We start from the raw sequence: 18,603 nt of genomic DNA, 5'->3' as shown, positions 1-18,603 counted from the left end.
TCCTTGGATTGCTTGCTTGTGCGGGTGTGCCGCCGTGCCGCCATCAGGCCGCGGCGCGGCGGGCCCCGGCCTGCACCGCCGGCGCCCCGGCGCAGACGCGCGCGTAGACCGCCTCCATCTGCCGGGCCACGCCGGTCCAGGTGAAATGCGCCTGCGCGCGGCGCCGGCCCGCTTCGCCCAGCCTGCGCGCCAGCGCAGGGTTGGCGGCCAGCTGCGCCAGCCGCGCCGCCAGCGCCGCCGGCGCCTTGGGCGGCACCAGGAAGCCGGTGTGCCCGTCCACCACGGTGGAGCGGATGCCGCCGACGTCGGCGCCGATCACCGGCGCGCCGCACGCCATGGCCTCCACCGGCGTGATGCCGAAGGGCTCGTACCACGGCGTGGTCACGAAGACATCGGCGGCGCTGTAGAACAGGCGCAAGGTGTCGCGCCCGCGCCGGCCGGTAAACACCACGCGTTCGGCCACGCCCTCGGCGCTGGCCACGTCCTGCAGCCGGCCGATTTCCGGCGTGGCCAGCACGCTTGGCTGCTCGGCATTGCCGCCCACCACGTACAGCGTCGCGTCGAGGCCGGTGTCGCGGCGCAGGCAGCCCAGCGCACGGATCACGTTGTCGATGCCCTTGCGTGGCACCAGCCGGCCCAGCTGCAGCACGCGGAAGCCGTGCAGCGGCCAGCCCAGTGCGCGCCGCGCCGCGTCGCGCGGCACCGGCGCGAACTCGGCGGCGTCGAAGCCGCACGGCACGGTCTGCACGCGCGCGGGATCGGCGCGGTAGAGGTTGACGAGGTCGTCGAAGTCCTGCGGGCACTCCGCCACCACGCAGTCGGCCTCGCGCACCAGCGTGTCTTCGATCTCGAAGCGGTCGTCGGGGAAGCCGTCGGTGCTGCCCTGGTGCAACCGGCGCACCTTGCCCAGCGCGTGAAAGGTCATCACCAGCGGGATGCCGAGCGTGTGGCGGGCGCGCAGCGCGGCCAGCCCGGACATGAAGAAGTTGGCATGGAGCACGTCGTAGCCGGTGGCATCGCGGCGCACGAAGTCGGCCAGGAACGCGCCGAAGTCGTCCATATACGGCAGCAACTGTTCCTTCGGGATCTGCACCGGCGGCCCGGCGGTGACATGGATCACGCGAACGTTGGGCGCGAACGCCACCACCTCGGGCAGCAGCGCCTTGTCGCGCCGCGTGAAGACATCGACCTGGTAGCCGCGGCTGCCAAGCTGCCTTGCAAGATGCGCCACGTAGATGTTCTGTCCGCCGCAGTCAGTGCTGCCGACACTGGCGAGTGGCGAGGCATGTTCGCTGATCAGCGCGATCTTGCGCATGGTGGGCTCCGGTGTTTTGCGGCCGTGCCCGCAATGCGGTCAGGGGCCGGGAGGTGGTGGCCCCTGCAGCTAGCGTGCCAATGCAATGCCGGCTGCCACGTTCATTCGTCCTTCCTGACGTGGAACCGTTGGAGAAGCGATATAACGGTTCTCGCCCGACATGGCGCACCGCATAGCGCAGAAGACGCACCGGCGGCGCCTTGCGCGCTTTGGTCATTCTTACGCCGCCCCTTTGTAATTTGCGCTTACCGATTTTTCATTTGCCGTCCCGCGATGCGCAGCGTTGCAACCGGCCCGATGTTTGCTGCGTCGATGGCGCTCATGCAGGTCTTGCGGCACGCGCTGCCGATATGCGCGCCGCCCCGCCTGCCGTTCAACCATCGATGGAGTTGCCCATGCCGATGACCCCCGATGCGGGCCAGCCGCCCCGCGCCTCCCACGCCGGCGCCAGCCGTTTCAGCGATCCCGCCGCGGCGCGGCGCGCAGTAGAACTGGCGTTGCCGATGCTGCAAGCCTCGCTGCGCGACCAGGCCGTCGGCGACAGCGGCTGCATGCATGTCGTGGTGATGGACCCGACGCTGCAGCCGGGCGATTGCGCCTTCGAGGAAGCGATCCTCTATGAGCACTCGCTGCCGTCGCGCGAGGCCTGGGACGCCGACTACAGCCGCTATGCGCGCGCCAAGGCCAGCCTGAGCTGGCGCACCGGCATGGCCAGCGCGCAGGTGGTCCACTGCAGTCCGCACCGGCTGCGCAGCGATGACACCCTGCTCGGCGGTGCCGCCGTGGTGGACGGCATCGTGGTCGCCGTCAGCGGTGCCAACGCGTGGTACGACGAGGCCTTTGCCGGCTGCGTGGCGATGCTGCTGCGGGCGGTAGCGCAAGGATCCTGCGCAAGCGCGCAGCCGGCCGGCTGATGGCCGTGCCCGTGCCAGCGCCTGACGGTTGGCACACATTTCGCACCGGCAGCAAGCCTGCGCACAAGGAGTGCCTGTCCTGAACGCAGCATGCCGCGGCCCACAGGGTGCCAGCACCGATGTCCGATTCGTTGTCCGAATCACCGTCCACCACACACTGATCGCCAGGGAACCACCATGCAAACTTCGCATCCGCCACGCCCCGCCGCGCACACCGAGAGCGCCATGCCGCTGCAGGACCGCACCTACCTGGTCAGTGGCGCGGGCCGGGGCCTGGGCGCGGCCATCTGCCGCACGCTGAGCGCCGCCGGCGCCGCCGTGATCGTGGCCGATATCGACGACAAGCTGGCGCGCGACAGCGCCGGCGGCCTGGCCGAGGCCGGCGCGCAGGCGTGGCCGCTGCACCTGGATGTCTCCGACCCCGCTTCCGTGCGTGCTGCCTTCGAAGCCGTGCGTGCGCGCGGCGGGCGTCTCGACGGCATCGTCAACAACGCCGCCATCGACATTACGCTGCCGGTGGACGAGGTCGATGCCGAGACCTGGCGCAAAGTGCTGATGGTCAACCTGTACGGCCCCTACCTGATGGCGCACGCCGCGGTGCCGGTGCTGAAGGCGCAGGGCGGGGGGCATATCGTCAACATCGCCTCGACCGCGTCCAAGCGCGCGTGGCCCAATGCCTCGGCCTACCACGCCACCAAGTGGGGCCTGCTGGGCTTCTCGCACGCGCTGCATGCGGAATTGCGGCCGCACGGGATCAAGGTGTCGGCGATCGTGGCGGGCGGCATGCGCACGCCGTTCCTGCTCGATCGCTTTCCCGATATCGACCAGGGCAACCTGCAGGATCCGGCCAATGTCGCCAACGCGGTGCGCTTCGTGCTGACGCAGCCGGAAGAGACCGTGATCCCCGAGGTGATGGTGCTGCCGATGAAGGAGACCTCGTGGCCATGAGCCCCGCACATCCGCTGCGCGCGGCCGTGCTGCTCGACAAGGACGGCACGGTGCTGCAGGACGTCCCGTACAACGTCGATCCGGCGCGCATGCGGCTTGCGCCAGGCGCCGCCGCCGCGCTGCGGCTGCTGGGCGGGCTGGGCCTGCCGCTGGTGGTGGTGACCAACCAGCCGGGGGTGGCCCATGGCCTGCACGGCGAAGCCGAGCTGGTGGCCGTGCGCGAGCGGCTGGCGGCGATGTTTGCCGGGCATGGCGCCGTGCTGAGCGGCTTCCTGTACTGCCCGCACCATCCCGAAGGGCAGGTGGCGCCCTATGCGCGCGCGTGCCTGTGCCGCAAGCCGATGCCGGGGCTGCTGCTGCAGGCGGCCGCGGCATGGCGGCTCGACTTGGCGCGGTCATGGATGATCGGCGACATCCTCAATGACGTCGAGGCCGGCAACCGCGCCGGCTGCACCACCGTGCTGGTCGACTGCGGCAACGAGACCGAATGGCAGCTCTCGCCCGCGCGCCAGGCCGACTACGTGGTGCCGACGCTGGAAGACGCCGCGCGCCTGGTCGTCGCCCGTACCCGGGCCTCGACGCAGGGCGCGCGCGCGTGCGCGCCGGCCGCGCCACCATGCCAAGCGGAGGCGCCATGAACTGGCAATCCGCGCGCAGCGTGCTGTGCGTGCGCCTGGACAATATGGGCGACGTGCTGATGAGCACGCCGGCGATGCAGGCATTGGCCGAGTCGCTGCCGTCGCGCCGGCTGACGCTGCTGACCTCGCACAGCGCGGCGGCACTGGCGCCGCACCTGCCGATGGTCAGCCGCGTGCTGGCCTGGGACGCGCCCTGGGCCAAACACGCCGAGGCCCAAGCGGCACCGGCGCCGGGGCCGGAGATTGCCGCGTGCGCGCGCTGGCTGGCGCGCTTCCGCTTCGACGCCGCCGTGATCTTTACCGTCTACAGCCAGAGCCCGTTGCCCGCCGCGGTGCTGTGCGCGCTGGCGGGCATTCCGCTGCGGCTGGCCAGCTGCCGCGAGAACCCGTACACACTGCTGAGCGACTGGATCCGCGACACCGAGCCGGGCACGCAGCCGGGCCAGCTTCCGCGCCACGAGGCGCAGCGCCAGCTCGACCTGGTGGCGCAGGTGGGAGCCGTCCCGCGCGATACGCGCATGCGTTTTCGCGTGCTGGCCGCCGACCGCGCCGCGCTCGCCGCGCGCCTCGCAGCCATCCGCGGCGGCCGCAGCGGGCCGGTGGTGGTGGTGCATCCCGGCGCCAGCGCGCCCTCGCGGCGCTGGCCGCCGGCGCGCTTTGCGCAGGTGGCGCACGCGCTGGCGCTGAAGGCCGGCGCGCACGTGCTGGTGACCGGCGATGCCGCCGAGCACGACATCGTGCGCGCGGTCTGCGCCGCGGCCGGCCACGCGCGCGTGGTGCCGCTCGCCGGCGCCTTGCGCCTCGGCGAAATGGGCGCGTTGCTCGAAGCCGCCGACTTGCTGGTGTCGAACAACACCGGGCCGGTCCATATTGCCGCCGCGCTGGGCACGCCCGTGGTCGACCTGTACGCGCTGACCAACCCGCAGCACACCCCGTGGCAAGTGCCGCACCGCACGCTGTTTGCCGACGTGCCGTGCCGCTATTGCTACAAGAGCATGTGCCCGCAGGGACATCATCGCTGCCTCGAAGACGTGCCGGCCGCGCAGGCGGTGCAGGCCGCGCTGGCGCTGCTGGGCGGCAATGCCGACAGCATGCCCGCGGTCGAACTGCCCTGGCCCGGCACGGTTGCCGCCGCAGTGCCGCGGCAGTCCGACGCCGCGCCGGCCATGCCCGACGACATTCCCACCCGCCAACGCTCCCACGACGAGGCCGACCATGTACACCCTTGGCATTAACGCCGCCTATCATGACTCCGCCGCCTGCCTGGTGCGCGATGGCGAGGTCGTCGCCGCGGCCGAGGACGAGCGCTTTACCCATATCAAGCACGGCAAGCGCCCGGTGCCGTTCACGGCGTGGGAGCTGCCGTTCCATGCCATCGACTACTGCCTGGCCGAGGCCGGCATCGCGCTGCGCGACGTCGAGCATGTCGCCTACGCCTTCGATCCGGCGCTGATGCTCGGCGCGCGCCGGCATGACGCCACCGTGACGCTGCCGCTGGAACCGTCGGCGCAGGGTGCGCCCGGCGGGCATGAGTCGCCGTGGGATCCGCTGTTCCTGTCCTACGTGGTCAACGCGCCGCGGCAACTGGCCAGCGGCGCGCCGCACCACCTCGCCGCGCGTTTTCGCGGCGTGCGCCACGACGGGCCGTTCCGCTGGCACTTCGTCGAGCACCACATGGGGCATGAGGCCAGTGCCTTCCTGGCGGCGCCGTTCGCGCGCTGCGCGGTGCTGACCATGGACGGCCGCGGCGAGCGCGCCACCACCAGCTACGGCGTGTTCGACGGCAAGGAATACCGGCGCATCAAGCAGATCGACCTGCCGGATTCGCTCGGGCTGCTGTACGAACGCGTTACGCGCCACCTGGGCTTCCTGCATTCGTCGGACGAGTACAAGGTGATGGCGCTGGCGTCTTACGGCAAGCCAGCGCATCTCGGCGTGTTCCGCGACATGGTCCGGCGCGATGCCGAAGGCGGCTACCGCGTGGCGCAGGCCGACCTGGCGGCGTTGCTGGGCCCCCCGCGCCAGCGCGGCGAAGCCTTCGGCGCCGCGCATTTCGATATCGCGCGCTCGCTGCAGGAGGTGCTGGAGGAAACCGTGGTCGGCATGACCACCTGGCTGGCCGAGGCCACCGGCGAACGGCAACTGGCCATGGCCGGCGGCGTGGCGCTGAACTGCGTGATGAACGCGCGCGTGCGCGACCAGAGCCCGTTCGACGAGGTCTGGGTCCAGCCCGCCGCCGGAGACGCCGGCACCGCGCTGGGCGCGGCGCTGTGGATCGATTTCCTGCAACGCGGACGTCCGGCGCGGCAATGGTCGATGGAGCACGCCTACCTGGGGCCGGCGTATGGCGAGGACGAGATCGCGGCCTTCCTCGACTGGGCCAAGCTGCCTTACCGCCGGCTCGACGACCTGGCCGGGCAGACCGCCGAGCTGCTGGCGCAGAACAAGATCATCGGCTGGTTCCAGGGCCGCATGGAGTTCGGCCCGCGCGCGCTGGGCGCGCGCTCGATCCTGGCCTCGCCGATCGATCCGGGCATGCAGCAGCGGCTGAACCAGATCAAGGACCGCGAAGACTTCCGCCCGGTGGCGCCGGTGGTGATGCAGGAGCGCGCGCCGGAGTGGTTCAGCGCGGCCAAGCCGGGCCGCGGCGAAGCGCCGTTCATGCTGTTTATCTACGACGTGCGCCCCGAGCAGGCAGCGCGGATTCCGGCGGTCTGCCACGTCGACGGCACCGCGCGCGTGCAGACCGTGCGGCGCGAGCAGAACCCCGCCTACTACGACCTGCTGGCCGCGTTCGAGCAACGCACCGGCGTGCCGATCCTGGTCAACACCTCGTTCAACACGCGCGGCGAGCCCATCGTGTGTACGCCGCGCGATGCGGTAGAGTGCTTCTGGACCTCGCCGCTGGACGCGCTGGTGATCGGCCCGTTCCTGCTGGAAAAGCCCGCCGCCGCAGGCGCCCATGGACAGACGGGAGGCGCCCATGGACAGGCCTGAGCTCAGGGTCTCGGTGGTCGTTCCCACCTGGCGCCGGCCGGCGCTGCTGGCGCGCTGCCTGCACGCGCTGTGCGCCCAGCGCCTGCCCGCGCAGGCATACGAGATCATCGTCGCCGACGATGGCTGCGAGGCCCGCATCGAACGGCTGGTGGCGCTGATGGCCGCGCAGCATCCGCACCATGCGCTGCGCTATGTGCCGGTGCCGGGCACGCAAGGGCCGTCGGGCGCGCGCAATGCCGGCTGGCGCCGCGCGCGCGCGCCGGTGATCGCCTTTACCGACGACGACACCGTGCCGGAGCCGGGCTGGCTCGAAGCGGGCTGCGCCGCGCTCGCGGACCAGCCCCAATGCTGCGCGGTCGCCGGCACCGTGCACGTGCCGCTGCCGGCGCGGCCTACCGACCACGAGCGCGATACCGGCGGCCTTGCGCACGCCGAGTTCGTCACCGCCAATTGCTTCGTCCGGCGCGACGCGCTGGTGCGCATCGGCGGCTTCGACGAGCGCTTCACGCGCGCCTGGCGCGAGGATTCGGACCTGCAGTTCCGCCTGATCCGGCAAGTGTGCCCGGTGGGGCGCGCGCCGGCGGCCGTGGTCGCGCATCCGGTGCGGCCCGCCGCCTGGGGCAGCAGCGTCGCGGCGCAGGCCAAGGTGTACTTCGACGCGCTGCTGTACAAGAAGCATCCGCGCCTGTACCGGCAGCGCATCCGGCGCGTGCCGCCCTGGCATTACTACGTGACGGTGCTGGCGCTGCTGGCCGCGCCGATCGCCTGGCTGGCGGGCGCGCCTGCCATGGCCGCGGCGGCGGGCCTGCTGTGGCTGGGATTGACCGCGGCATTCTGCGCGCGGCGCCTGCGCGGCGCGGCGCTGACGCCGGCCCATGTGGCCGAGATGGCGTTCACCTCCATGCTGATACCGCCGCTGTCGCTGTACTGGCGGCTGCGCGGCGCGCTGGCGTTCCGGGTGGTGTTCTTATGAGCGCGTGCGTCGAACCCGTCAAGGCCGTGCCGCTGGCGCAGCCTCCGCATCGGCGCCACGCGGCGGCGCCGCGCGCGCGGCGCATCGCGGTGTTCCGCGCGCTACAGCTCGGCGACATGCTGTGCGCGGTGCCGGCGCTGCGTGCGCTGCGCGCGGGCGAGCCCGAGGCCCGCATCACGCTGATCGGCCTGCCGTGGGCGCAGGAGTTCGTGTCCCGCTTCAGCGCGCTGGTGGACGACCTGATGGTGTTTCCCGGCGCGCCCGGCATGCCCGAGCAACCCTGCGCGGAGGCGGCGGTGGACCCGTTCTACGCCGCTGCGCACGCGGCGCGCTTCGACCTGGCGATCCAGCTGCACGGCAGCGGCGCGCTCACCAACGCCGTGGTGCAGCGGCTGGGCGCGAAGCGCATGGCGGGGTTCTGCCCCGGTCCCGCCGCGGCGCGCTGCAATCGCGCTGACATGCTGGTGCCGTGGCCGCAGGGCAACGAGGTGGAGCGGCTGCTGGCGCTGATGCAGGCGCTGGGCTATCCGTGCCCGGACCGCAGCCTGGAATTTCCGCTGCGCCCGCTCGACCATGCCAGCTGGCGGCTGCTGGCCGCCGAGCACGGGCTGGTGGCCGGCGACTATGTGTGCCTGCACGCCGGCGCGCGCATGCCGTCGCGGCGCTGGCCGGTGGAGCGCTTTGCCGCGGCCGGGCGCGCGTTGCGGCGCCACTGGAAGGTGGTGCTGACCGGCAGCCGCGACGAGTCCGCACTGGTGGGGCAACTGGCGCGGCGCCTGGGCAAGCCGGTGGTCAACCTGTGCGGGCAGACCGCGCTGGGCACGCTGGCCGCGCTGATCCGCGACGCGCGGCTGCTGCTGTGCAACGATACCGGCGCCTCGCATATTGCCGCGGCGGTGGGTACGCCCAGCGTGGTGGTGTCCTGCGGCAGCGACAGCGCGCGCTGGGCGCCGCTCGACACCACGCTGCACCGCGTGCTGGCCGACCAGCCGGCATGCCGCCCGTGCATGCATCAGCGCTGCCCGCTCGCCGGGCATCCGTGCGCATCGAATATCAGCGTGGCGCGCGTGGTCGAGGCGGCGCTGGCGCTGGCGGCGCAGGAGCGCGGCCATGGCTAGGCGGCTGCGCATCCTGACCTGGCACGTGCACGGCAACTACCTGTATTACCTGTCGCAGATCCCGCACGAGCTGTACCTGGTCACGCGCACTGACGGCACCCCGGGCTATGCCGGCGCCGGCGGCGCGCTGCCGTGGGGTGCCAACGTGCACGAGGTGCCCTATGACGCGGTCCCGGCCGGCCGCTTCGACTGCGTGCTGTACCAGCACCGCCACCATTACGAGCACGACCGCGTGGCGCTGCTCAGCGCCGCGCAGCGCGCGCTGCCCGCAATCTACCTGGAACACGATCCGCCGCAGGAACATCCGACCAACACGCGCCATCCGGTGCAGGACCCGTCGATGCTGCTGGTGCATGTGACGCCGTTCAACGCGCTGATGTGGGACAGCGGCGTCACGCCGTGCCGCGTGATCGAACACGGCGTGCTGGTCGACCCGGCGGTGCGCTACAGCGGCGAACTGGCGCGCGGCATCAGCGTGGTCAATCACCTGGCGCGGCGCGGCCGCCGCCTCGGCGCCGACCTGTTCGCGCGCGTGCGCGAGCAGGTGCCGCTGGACCTGGTCGGCATGGCGGCGCAGGAGGCGGGCGGACTGGGCGAGGTGCCCAACCCGGAACTGGCAGCCTTGGTCGCGCGCTACCGCTTCTTCTTCAACCCGATCCGCTACACCAGCCTGGGGCTGGCGGTGGTCGAAGCGATGATGCTGGGGGTGCCGGTGGTCGGCCTGGCCACCACCGAGCTGGCCACGGTGATCCAGAGCGGCAACAACGGCTATGTCGATACGCGCCCCGAGGTGCTGGTCAGCGTGATGCGCGAACTGCTCGATGATCCGGAACTGGCAAGGGTCTGGGGCGAGCGCGGCTGCCGCCTGGCGCGCGAGCGCTTCGGCATCGGCCGCTTCGTCGCGGAGTGGGACGAGACGCTGCGCGCGGCTTGCGCGTGACCAGCGCACGTGCCGGTTAGCCTGGGTCGCCCTTGTTGCCGCTGTTACCGCCGCCATGCAGCCGCGCGCGGCTGCCCGACGATGCCGTGCAGCACACCAGGTAGTAAGCGCGCTTGAACTGCAGCGCCGCTTCCAGCCGGCGTCCGGCGCCCGCTTCGGCAAACGCCGCCTGCAGGCAGCGTTCGATGCTGTCGGCGGTGCCGTCCTGCTCGAACAGGCCCGGCGCGCGCTGTTCCCACAGCCGCATCAGCACGGCCCGCCGCTGCGCCAGCGTGTGCGGCGGCCAGGCATGGTCGCGGCTCAGCAATTCCAGCCGTGTCGCCAGCAGCGTTTCGAGCAGCAGCGTCGGCCTGGCGAAGCGCGCGGGCAGGGGGATAGTCTCGGACGGCCCCATGGCATCGACCAGAGCCACAGGCAGGTCCGTGGCATTGGGCACCCGGTCGGTCATGGCAGCCTGCCCGACGCAGCCGTAGCGCGCGTTGCGGCGGCGGGTTTCATTCGGTCGCCGTTTCGGTGGCGGATTCTTCGGCGTCGGCCAGGGCGATGGCTGCCGCACGCTGCGCCAGCGGCTCGGCGGCGCGGATGCGCAGCACGGTCTGGCGCGAGGTGCTGAAGCGCCGTGCGGTCTCGCTGACCGAATAGCCCGCGGACAGCGCGCTCAGGATGGCGTGGCGCTGCTCGGGCGTGTGCTTGGGCGGACGGCCCACCTGGCGCCCCATCGCCTTGGCCGCGGCCAGGCTCTCGCGCACGCGCACGCTGCGCGTGGCGCCTTCCAGCGCAGCCACCGCGCGCAACACCTCGACGGCTTCAGGCGGCGCTGCGTCGGCGAGGTTATCGCGCGACAGCTGCACGCAGTACAGCGTCACGCCCAGCAGGCGAAAGCGCCGGACCGTGGCCAGCACCTCGGGCACGCTCCAGCCCAGGCTGCACAGGCGCAGCGCGACGACCGCGTCGCCCGGCTGCACCTGGTGCTGCAGCGCGCGCAGGCGCGGGCGCTGCAAGGCGGGCACCGAGGCCGGCGCGGCCTCCCAGAACACGTGCTGCGGGGCGACGCCATAGCCGGCGGCGCTGGCGGCCTGCAGTTCATCCTGGACGGCCGACGGTGCATCGGCGCAATTCGAGTAGAGGAAGGTGGTCGGCATGATGGTGTCGGACGGCGCGCGCGCCGCACGCTGGTGTTGGCGCTCCGGGCAGAGGATTCTGTTCCGGCTGGTTGCGGCATGCCGCAACGGTTGCCGTAGCTGCCGCAACTTTCATGCCGCGCGTCCCGCCTTCCCCTCAAAGCGGCGCAACGTTATACCGGCGCGCAGAGCCGGTGCGAGAACGCCATGCGCGCCCCACGCGCCGCCGCGGGCACAATTACAAGGCTTCGCGCAGGAATTGCAATGACTCGCAGGCGGGTACGCCGCGCGCGCGCCACGGCGCCTGCTGCGACGCGGGCACGGAACCTGCCTGCCTACGGGTCGAAGCCGGAGTGCCGGCTCCCCACCAGGAGAGAACCGTGGACAAGTCGAAGATCCCCGCAGACCAGGCCGAGGCCCTCGGTGCCTTGATGGATGACCATCGCGCGGTCAAGAAGCAGTTCAAGGCGTTCAAGGATGTCGATGACCGCGACGAGAAGGAATCGATCGCGCTCGACGTGTGCCACCAGCTCACGGTGCATGCCACCCTCGAGGAAGAACTGTTCTACCCGGCGTTGCGGGGCGTCAGCGACGAGATCGACGACTTGCTGGACGAGGCCCAGGTCGAGCACCAGGTCGCCAAGGACCTGATCGCCGCGATCGAGGAAGACCCGGCCGGCGACATGCTCGAGGCCAATTTCACGGTGCTGTCGGAATATGTCTCGCACCACGTCGAGGAAGAGGAAGGCGAGCTGTTCAAGAACGTGATCAAGGAAAAGATCAACCTGCGCGAGGTCGCGCAGGCCATGGCCGCGCGCAAGGAAGAGCTGATGCGCGAGACCGCCTGACGCGGCAGGTCATGACGGGCCAGGGCGGGCCAGGGCGGGGCGTGCGCGGCGCCCCGTCGCTTCAGCGGATTTGAAGAAGTCGCACAAGCCGGGGTGCCCCACGCGCCCCGGCCGGCCGTTACCATCACGCACTGATTTGCCGTGCCGTAACTGCCCCATGACCTTTGTCGTGACGGATGCCTGCATCCAGTGCCGCCATACCGACTGCGTCGAAGTCTGCCCGATGTCGTGCTTCCACGAAGGGCCGAACTTCCTTGCCATCGATCCCGACCAATGCATCGACTGCTCGATGTGCGTGCCGTTGTGCCCCGTCGGCGCGATCTATTCCGAGCATGACCTGCCCGAGGACCAGCGCCATTTCGTTGCGCTCAATGCCGAACTGTCGCGGCGGCCGGACTGGCTGCCGCTGACCCAGGCGAAGGGACCGCTGCCGGACCATGAGCAGTGGGCCGGCCATCCTGACCGGCTGTCGTTGCTGCAACGCTAGCGCGGCGGCGTGACGCGCTAGTTGTCGCGGTAGTTGTCACGGTAGTCCGGGAAGGCTTCCGGCAAGGTCAGCACGGTGCCGGTCAGGGTGCCGTCGTAGCCGGGCAGCGCATTGACGCGCTGGCGGAAGGCCTCGCTGGTCAGCGCCCCGACCGCGCCGGCCAGCGCCGCGCTGCGCAGCTTGGCGCGCTCGATCGCAAAGAAGTAGCGCTCCTTGATCACCGGCACGAAGGCCAGCCCGAAGCGCCGCGCCGCGGTCTCCACGCCGAAGCCCACATCGGCCATGCCGCTGCCGATGTAGGCCGCCACCGCGGCGTGGGTGAATTCGCCATTGCTGTAGCCCTCGATGCGCGCGCCGTCGATGCCGCGCGCCGCCAGCATCAGGTCCAGCAGCAGCCGCGTGCCGGACCCTACCTGCCGGTTGACGAAGCGCACTTCGCGCCGGGTCAGGTCCTCGAGCGTATGGATGCCGAGCGGATTGCCCGGCCGCACGAACAGCCCCTGGCTGCGCACCGCCAGGTGCACCAGGCAGTGGGTCTCGGGCTTGAGCCAGGTGGTGAAGTGGCGCCACATGCCGTGCTCGAACTCGCCCACCGGCACATGGAAGCCGGCGATGTCGCAGGCGCCTTCGGCCAGCGCCGCCACGGCCTCGACGCTGCCGCAGTACTTCAGGTCGTGCCGCACCTGCTGCTCGTCGAGGAAGTCGCGCAGCGCCGCCACCGCGAAGCCGTGGCTGGCATGCAGCCGCGCCGTGGCCTCGGGCTGCGCCATCAGCTTCTTCAACTCGATCTCCAGTTCGGACGCCAGGCTGTCGAGCGTCGGCGACAGCCGCGCGCCGATCCGCTTGCTGGCCCACACCAGCTGCTGCGCCAGCGGCGTCAGCACGCTGCCGCGCCCGCGCGTCTTGTCGATCAGCGGGCCGCCGAACAGCGCTTCGGCATCGCGCAGGATGCCCCAGGCATAGCGGTACGACAGCGACACCGCCTGGGCCGACTGGCTGATGCTGCCGGATTCGCCGATATGGCCGAGCAGCGCCACCAGCCGCGACACGTCCAGCGGCTCGCCGCCCGGCCGGGCGTCGTCGCGGATTTGCAGGTGAGGTTGGATCGAGATGCGGATCATATGTAGAAAATAGCTTATTGAAGGGCCGCTGTCACTCCCATATAGTCCGCCTAACGGGCGAAACGGCGATCCGGTAGCCCGGAAAATAGGAAAAAAATAGCATATAAGCGGGATCCGGCAGGCACTTCGGCCGGTCCTGGCGAGCCCTCACAGGAGACGCCATGCCAGATATCGCCCCCCACGCACCCCGTGCCCCCGGTGCCCCGGCATCCCCGGATGCCGCGCGCATTGCCGCCATCGTCGCGGCCCGCCAGCACATGCCGGGCGCCTTGCTGCCGATCCTGCACGAGATCCAGGACACCCAGGGCTTTATTCCCGACACCGCCGTGCCCGTGATCGCCCGCGCGCTCAACCTGTCGCGCGCCGAGGTCCACGGCGTGATCACCTTCTACCATCACTTCCGCCAGCAGCCCGCCGGCCGCCACGTGGTGCAGGTGTGCCGCGCCGAGGCGTGCCAGGCGGTCGGCGCCGAGGCGCTGGCCGAGCACGCGCAGCGCGCGCTCGGCTGCGGCTTCCATGAAACCAGCGCGGACGGGCAGGTGACGCTGGAGCCGGTCTATTGCCTGGGCCAGTGCGCCTGCGGCCCGGCGGTGATGGTCGGCGAGCAGCTGCACGGCTATGTCGATGGCGCGCGCTTCGACGCGCTGGTGCGCGCGCTGCGCGCACCGTCCACCCCGGCAGAATTGGAGGCACAGGCATGAGCACCGTCACCACCCTGTTCGTGCCGCGCGACTCCACCGCGCTCGCGCTGGGCGCCGATGCTGTGGCGCGCGCCATCGCGCGCGAAGCCGCCGCGCGCGGCGAGGCCGTGCGCATCGTGCGCAACGGTTCGCGCGGCATGTTCTGGCTCGAGCCGCAGGTCGAGGTGCAGACCGATGCCGGCCGCGTGGCCTACGGCCCGGTCAGCGCGGCCGACGTGCCGGGGCTGTTCGATGCCGGCCTGCTGCGGGGTGGCGCGCACGCGCTGGCGCAAGGCCCGACCGACGAGATCCCGTTCCTGAAACGACAGGAGCGCCTGACCTTCGCCCGCGTCGGCATCACCGATCCGCTGTCGCTGGACGACTACCGCGCGCACGAGGGCTACGCCGGCCTGGAACGCGCGCTGGCCATGCAGCCCGCCGAGATCGTGCAGGAGGTCACCGACTCGGGCCTGCGCGGCCGCGGCGGCGCGGCGTTCCCGACCGGCATCAAGTGGAAGACGGTGCTCGGCGCCCAGTCCGCAACCAAGTACATCGTCTGCAATGCCGACGAAGGCGACTCCGGCACGTTCTCCGACCGCATGGTGATGGAAGACGATCCCTTCATGCTGATCGAAGGCATGACCATCGCCGGCCTGGCGGTGGGCGCGGAGCAGGGCTACATCTACTGCCGTTCCGAATACCCGCACGCGATCGCCGCGCTGCAAAGCGCGATCGGCATCGCCAGCGCCGCCGGCTGGCTCGGCGACGACATCCGCGGCAGCGGCAGGCGCTTCCATCTTGAAGTGCGCAAGGGCGCCGGCGCCTATGTCTGCGGCGAGGAAACCGCGCTGCTGGAGAGCCTGGAAGGCCGGCGCGGCGTGGTGCGCGCCAAGCCGCCGCTGCCGGCGCTGAAGGGGCTGTTCGGCCAGCCCACGGTGATCAACAACGTGATCTCGCTGGCCACGGTGCCGCTGATCCTGGCGCGTGGCGCGCAGTTCTACCGCGACTTCGGCATGGGCCGCTCGCGCGGCACGCTGCCGTTCCAGCTGGCCGGCAATATCCGCCACGGCGGGCTGGTGGAGAAGGCGTTCGGCGTCACGCTGCGCGAGCTGCTGGTCGACTACGGCGGCGGCACGCGCAGCGGCCGCGCCATCCGCGCGGTGCAGGTGGGCGGGCCGCTGGGCGCCTACCTGCCCGAGTCGCGCTTCGACGTGCCGCTGGACTACGAAGCCTATGCCGCGTTCGGCGGCGTGGTCGGCCACGGCGGCATCGTGGTGTTCGACGAGACCGTCGACATGGCGAAGCAGGCGCGCTACGCGATGGAATTCTGCGCGATCGAATCATGCGGCAAATGCACGCCGTGCCGGATCGGTTCGACCCGCGGCGTCGAAGTGATGGACCGCATCATCGCCGGCGAGCAGCCGGTCCGGCACGTCAAGCTGGTGCGCGACCTGTGCGACACCATGCTCAACGGCTCGCTATGCGCGATGGGCGGCATGACGCCGTACCCGGTGCTGTCCGCGCTGAATGAATTCCCCGAGGACTTCGGCCTCGCATCCAATCCGGCCAGGGCCGCCTGAGCCAGGCAGAGACACGGGAGACCAACCGCCATGAACGCCCGCAACGAGATAGATTTCGGCACGCCCGCCAGCCCCTCGACCGAGATGGTGACGCTGGAGGTCGACGGCGTCAGCGTCACCGTGCCGGCCGGCACCTCGGTGATGCGCGCCGCGATGGAGGCGCAGATTGCCGTGCCCAAGCTGTGCGCCACCGACAGCCTGGATGCCTTCGGCTCGTGCCGGCTGTGCCTGGTCGAGATCGAAGGGCGGCGCGGCTATCCGGCCTCGTGCACCACGCCGGTGGAAGCCGGCATGAAGGTGAAGACCCAGAGCGACAAGCTCGCCGACCTGCGCCGCGGCGTGATGGAGCTGTATATCTCCGACCACCCGCTCGATTGCCTGACCTGCCCCACCAACGGCAACTGCGAGCTGCAGGACATGGCCGGCGTGGTCGGCCTGCGCGAAGTGCGCTACCACGACGGCGGCCCGCAGGCCGCCTCGAGCGTGCCGACCGCGACGCACACGCAGATGCAGAAGGACGAGTCCAATCCCTACTTCACCTACGATCCCGCCAAGTGCATCGTCTGCAACCGCTGCGTGCGCGCCTGCGAGGAAACCCAGGGCACCTTCGCGCTGACCATCAGCGGCCGCGGCTTCGATTCCCGCGTCTCGCCCGGCACCAGCCAGCCGTTCATGGAATCGGACTGCGTCTCGTGCGGCGCCTGCGTGCAGGCGTGCCCGACCGCGACGCTGACCGAGACCTCGATCATCAAGCTGGGCCAGCCCTCGCACAGCACCGTGACCACCTGCGCCTATTGCGGCGTGGGCTGCTCGTTCAAGGCCGAGATGAAGGGCAATGAAGTGGTGCGCATGGTGCCGTACAAGGACGGCAAGGCCAACGAGGGCCACGCCTGCGTCAAGGGCCGCTTTGCCTGGGGCTACGCCACGCACAAGGACCGCATCCTCAAGCCGATGATCCGGGCGAAGATCACCGATCCGTGGCGCGAAGTGTCGTGGGAGGAGGCGATCGACTACGCCGCGTCGGAATTCAAGCGCATCCAGGCGCAGCACGGCAAGGACTCGATCGGCGGCATCGTGTCGTCGCGCTGCACCAACGAAGAGGGCTACCTGGTGCAGAAGCTGGTGCGTGCCGCGTTCGGCAACAACAACGTCGACACCTGCGCGCGCGTGTGCCATTCGCCGACCGGCTACGGGCTGAAGCAGACCCTGGGCGAATCGGCGGGCACGCAGACCTTCAGGTCGGTCGAGAAGGCCGACGTGATCATGGTGATCGGCGCCAACCCGACCGATGGCCACCCGGTCTTTGCCTCGCGCATGAAGAAGCGCCTGCGCGCCGGCGCGAAGCTGATCGTGGTCGATCCGCGCCGCATCGACCTGGTCGATTCGCCGCATATCCGCGCCGACTTCCACCTGCAGCTGCGCCCGGGCACCAACGTCGCGCTGGTCACGTCGCTGGCGCACGTGATCGTCACCGAAGGCCTGCTCAATGAGGCCTTTATCGCCGAGCGCTGCGAGGACCGCGCGTTCGGCCAGTGGCGCGACTTTGTCGCGCTGCCGGAGAACTCGCCCGAGGCCATGGAGAGCGTCACCGGCATCCCCGCCGATCAGCTGCGCGGCGCGGCGCGCCTGTACGCGACCGGCGGCAATGCCGCGATCTACTACGGCCTGGGCGTGACCGAGCACGCGCAAGGCTCGACCACCGTGATGGGCATCGCCAACCTTGCCATGGCCACCGGCAATATCGGCCGCGAGGGCGTCGGCGTGAACCCGCTGCGCGGGCAGAACAACGTGCAGGGCTCCTGCGATATCGGCTCGTTCCCGCATGAACTGCCGGGCTATCGCCACGTGTCGGACTCGACCGTGCGCGGCCTGTTCGAAGATGCCTGGAAGGTCGAGATCAGCCCCGAGCCGGGCCTGCGCATCCCCAACATGTTCGAGGCCGCGCTGGCCGGCAGCTTCAAGGGCCTGTACTGCCAGGGCGAGGACATCGTGCAGTCGGACCCGAACACGCAGCACGTGTCCGAGGCGCTGTCGTCGATGGAATGCATCGTGGTGCAGGACATCTTTCTGAACGAGACCGCCAAGTACGCGCACGTGTTCCTGCCGGGCTCGTCGTTTCTGGAAAAGGACGGCACCTTCACCAACGCCGAGCGCCGCATCTCGCGCGTGCGCAAGGTGATGCCGCCCAAGGCGCGCTATGCCGACTGGGAAGCCACCATGCTGCTGGCCAATGCGCTGGGCTATCCGATGGACTACCAGCATCCGTCGGAGATCATGGACGAGATCGCGCGGCTGACGCCGACTTTCGCCGGCGTCAGCTACCAGCGGCTGGAGGAACTGGGCAGCATCCAGTGGCCGTGCAATGCCGACGCGCCGGAAGGCACGCCGACCATGCATATCGACGCCTTCGTGCGCGGCAAGGGCAAGTTCATCATCACCAAATATGTGCCGACCACCGAGAGGGTCACGCGTGCCTTCCCGCTGATCCTGACCACCGGGCGCATCCTGTCACAGTACAACGTCGGCGCGCAGACGCGGCGCACCGACAACGTCCACTGGCATGCCGAGGACCGGCTCGAGATCCATCCGCACGACGCGGAAGAGCGCGGCATCAAGGACGGCGACTGGGTCGGGGTGCAGAGCCGCGCCGGCGACACCGTGCTGCGCGCGATCGTCAGCGAGCGCATGCAGCCGGGCGTGGTCTACACCACCTTCCACTTCCCCGAATCGGGTGCCAACGTGATCACCACCGACAACTCTGACTGGGCCACCAACTGCCCCGAGTACAAGGTGACCGCGGTGCAGGTGCTGCCGGTGGCGCAGCCGTCGGCGTGGCAGCGCCAGTACCAGGACTTCAACGCCACGCAGCTGCGGCTGCTGGAGGCGGCCAGCGCCGATCCGGCGCAGGCCGCGGGCTGAGCGG

17 protein-coding genes are annotated in these 18,603 nt (G+C 70.6%); 13 read left to right on the top strand and 4 right to left on the bottom strand.

The window, feature by feature from the left end:
- Window positions 1–43: 43 nt before the first annotated feature.
- Window positions 44–1,315 carry a glycosyltransferase gene (locus LIN44_RS14685; protein ID WP_227312700.1) on the bottom strand — a complete coding sequence of 424 codons (1,272 nt, stop codon included), beginning with the start codon at window positions 1,313–1,315 and terminating at the stop codon, window positions 44–46.
- Window positions 1,316–1,716: 401 nt separating this feature from the next.
- On the opposite strand from LIN44_RS14685, the gene LIN44_RS14680 reads away from it, so the two are divergent.
- The 8 genes from LIN44_RS14680 to LIN44_RS14645 all read left to right on the top strand — a co-directional run bounded on the left by LIN44_RS14680 (window position 1,717) and on the right by LIN44_RS14645 (window position 9,843).
- Complete coding sequence (locus LIN44_RS14680) at window positions 1,717–2,229, top strand: hypothetical protein (RefSeq protein ID WP_227314407.1); 513 nt, start codon at window positions 1,717–1,719, stop codon at window positions 2,227–2,229.
- 177 nt (window positions 2,230–2,406) lie between these two features.
- Window positions 2,407–3,177 carry an SDR family oxidoreductase gene (locus tag LIN44_RS14675; RefSeq protein WP_370641577.1) on the top strand — a complete coding sequence of 257 codons (771 nt, stop codon included), beginning with the start codon at window positions 2,407–2,409 and terminating at the stop codon, window positions 3,175–3,177.
- Window positions 3,168–3,815, top strand: coding sequence for an HAD-IIIA family hydrolase (locus tag LIN44_RS14670; protein ID WP_227312699.1), 648 nt, complete (start codon window positions 3,168–3,170; stop codon window positions 3,813–3,815). The genes LIN44_RS14675 and LIN44_RS14670 overlap by 10 nt, the downstream gene beginning before the upstream one ends.
- Window positions 3,812–5,050, top strand: coding sequence for a glycosyltransferase family 9 protein (locus LIN44_RS14665; protein ID WP_227312698.1), 1,239 nt, complete (start codon window positions 3,812–3,814; stop codon window positions 5,048–5,050). Before LIN44_RS14670 ends, LIN44_RS14665 begins: the two co-directional genes overlap by 4 nt.
- A complete protein-coding gene (locus LIN44_RS14660) occupies window positions 5,031–6,812 on the top strand; it encodes a carbamoyltransferase C-terminal domain-containing protein (RefSeq protein ID WP_227312697.1) in 1,782 nt (593 codons plus the stop codon). Before LIN44_RS14665 ends, LIN44_RS14660 begins: the two co-directional genes overlap by 20 nt.
- Complete coding sequence (locus LIN44_RS14655) at window positions 6,799–7,785, top strand: glycosyltransferase family 2 protein (protein ID WP_227312696.1); 987 nt, start codon at window positions 6,799–6,801, stop codon at window positions 7,783–7,785. Before LIN44_RS14660 ends, LIN44_RS14655 begins: the two co-directional genes overlap by 14 nt.
- Before the next feature lie 116 nt (window positions 7,786–7,901).
- Window positions 7,902–8,903: a glycosyltransferase family 9 protein gene (locus tag LIN44_RS14650; RefSeq protein ID WP_227314406.1), complete on the top strand. Its 1,002-nt coding sequence runs from the start codon at window positions 7,902–7,904 to the stop codon at window positions 8,901–8,903.
- Complete coding sequence (locus tag LIN44_RS14645; protein WP_227312695.1) at window positions 8,896–9,843, top strand: glycosyltransferase family 4 protein; 948 nt, start codon at window positions 8,896–8,898, stop codon at window positions 9,841–9,843. The genes LIN44_RS14650 and LIN44_RS14645 overlap by 8 nt, the downstream gene beginning before the upstream one ends.
- 16 nt (window positions 9,844–9,859) lie before the next feature.
- Here LIN44_RS14645 and LIN44_RS14640 read toward each other — a convergent pair whose 3' ends face one another.
- Both LIN44_RS14640 and LIN44_RS14635 read right to left on the bottom strand, forming a co-directional pair.
- Window positions 9,860–10,291, bottom strand: a complete 432-nt coding sequence (locus tag LIN44_RS14640) for a hypothetical protein (RefSeq protein WP_227312694.1) — start codon at window positions 10,289–10,291, stop codon at window positions 9,860–9,862.
- A gap of 46 nt (window positions 10,292–10,337) precedes the next feature.
- Window positions 10,338–10,985: a recombinase family protein gene (locus LIN44_RS14635; RefSeq protein ID WP_227312693.1), complete on the bottom strand. Its 648-nt coding sequence runs from the start codon at window positions 10,983–10,985 to the stop codon at window positions 10,338–10,340.
- A gap of 359 nt (window positions 10,986–11,344) precedes the next feature.
- On the opposite strand from LIN44_RS14635, the gene LIN44_RS14630 reads away from it, so the two are divergent.
- Window positions 11,345–11,812 (top strand): hemerythrin domain-containing protein, encoded by a 468-nt coding sequence (locus tag LIN44_RS14630; RefSeq protein WP_227312692.1) that lies wholly within the window; start codon window positions 11,345–11,347, stop codon window positions 11,810–11,812.
- A 157-nt stretch (window positions 11,813–11,969) separates the two neighbouring features.
- Entirely contained in the window at window positions 11,970–12,299 is a 330-nt protein-coding gene (fdxA, locus tag LIN44_RS14625) for a ferredoxin FdxA (RefSeq protein ID WP_227312691.1), read from the top strand.
- Between the two features lie 17 nt (window positions 12,300–12,316).
- On the opposite strand, the gene LIN44_RS14620 is transcribed toward fdxA, so the two are convergent.
- Complete coding sequence (locus tag LIN44_RS14620) at window positions 12,317–13,420, bottom strand: substrate-binding domain-containing protein (RefSeq protein ID WP_227312690.1); 1,104 nt, start codon at window positions 13,418–13,420, stop codon at window positions 12,317–12,319.
- Between the two features lie 161 nt (window positions 13,421–13,581).
- Here LIN44_RS14620 and LIN44_RS14615 point away from each other — a divergent pair, with 161 nt between their 5' ends.
- Genes LIN44_RS14615 through fdhF form a run of 3 tightly spaced genes read left to right on the top strand, consistent with a single transcriptional unit; the run spans window position 13,582 to window position 18,599 of the window.
- Window positions 13,582–14,121: a formate dehydrogenase subunit gamma gene (locus LIN44_RS14615; RefSeq protein ID WP_227312689.1), complete on the top strand. Its 540-nt coding sequence runs from the start codon at window positions 13,582–13,584 to the stop codon at window positions 14,119–14,121.
- On the top strand, window positions 14,118–15,680 hold the full coding sequence (locus LIN44_RS14610) for an NADH-quinone oxidoreductase subunit NuoF (RefSeq protein ID WP_227312688.1): 1,563 nt from the start codon (window positions 14,118–14,120) through the stop codon (window positions 15,678–15,680). Before LIN44_RS14615 ends, LIN44_RS14610 begins: the two co-directional genes overlap by 4 nt.
- 30 nt (window positions 15,681–15,710) lie before the next feature.
- Window positions 15,711–18,599: a formate dehydrogenase subunit alpha gene (gene fdhF / locus LIN44_RS14605; protein WP_227312687.1), complete on the top strand. Its 2,889-nt coding sequence runs from the start codon at window positions 15,711–15,713 to the stop codon at window positions 18,597–18,599.
- Window positions 18,600–18,603: the final 4 nt, after the last annotated feature.

Origin of the sequence: Cupriavidus sp. MP-37, from assembly GCF_020618415.1 — a bacterium.
In the GTDB taxonomy this organism is placed as follows: Bacteria; Pseudomonadota; Gammaproteobacteria; order Burkholderiales; family Burkholderiaceae; genus Cupriavidus.
This window is presented reverse-complemented; position numbering and strand designations above follow the sequence as displayed.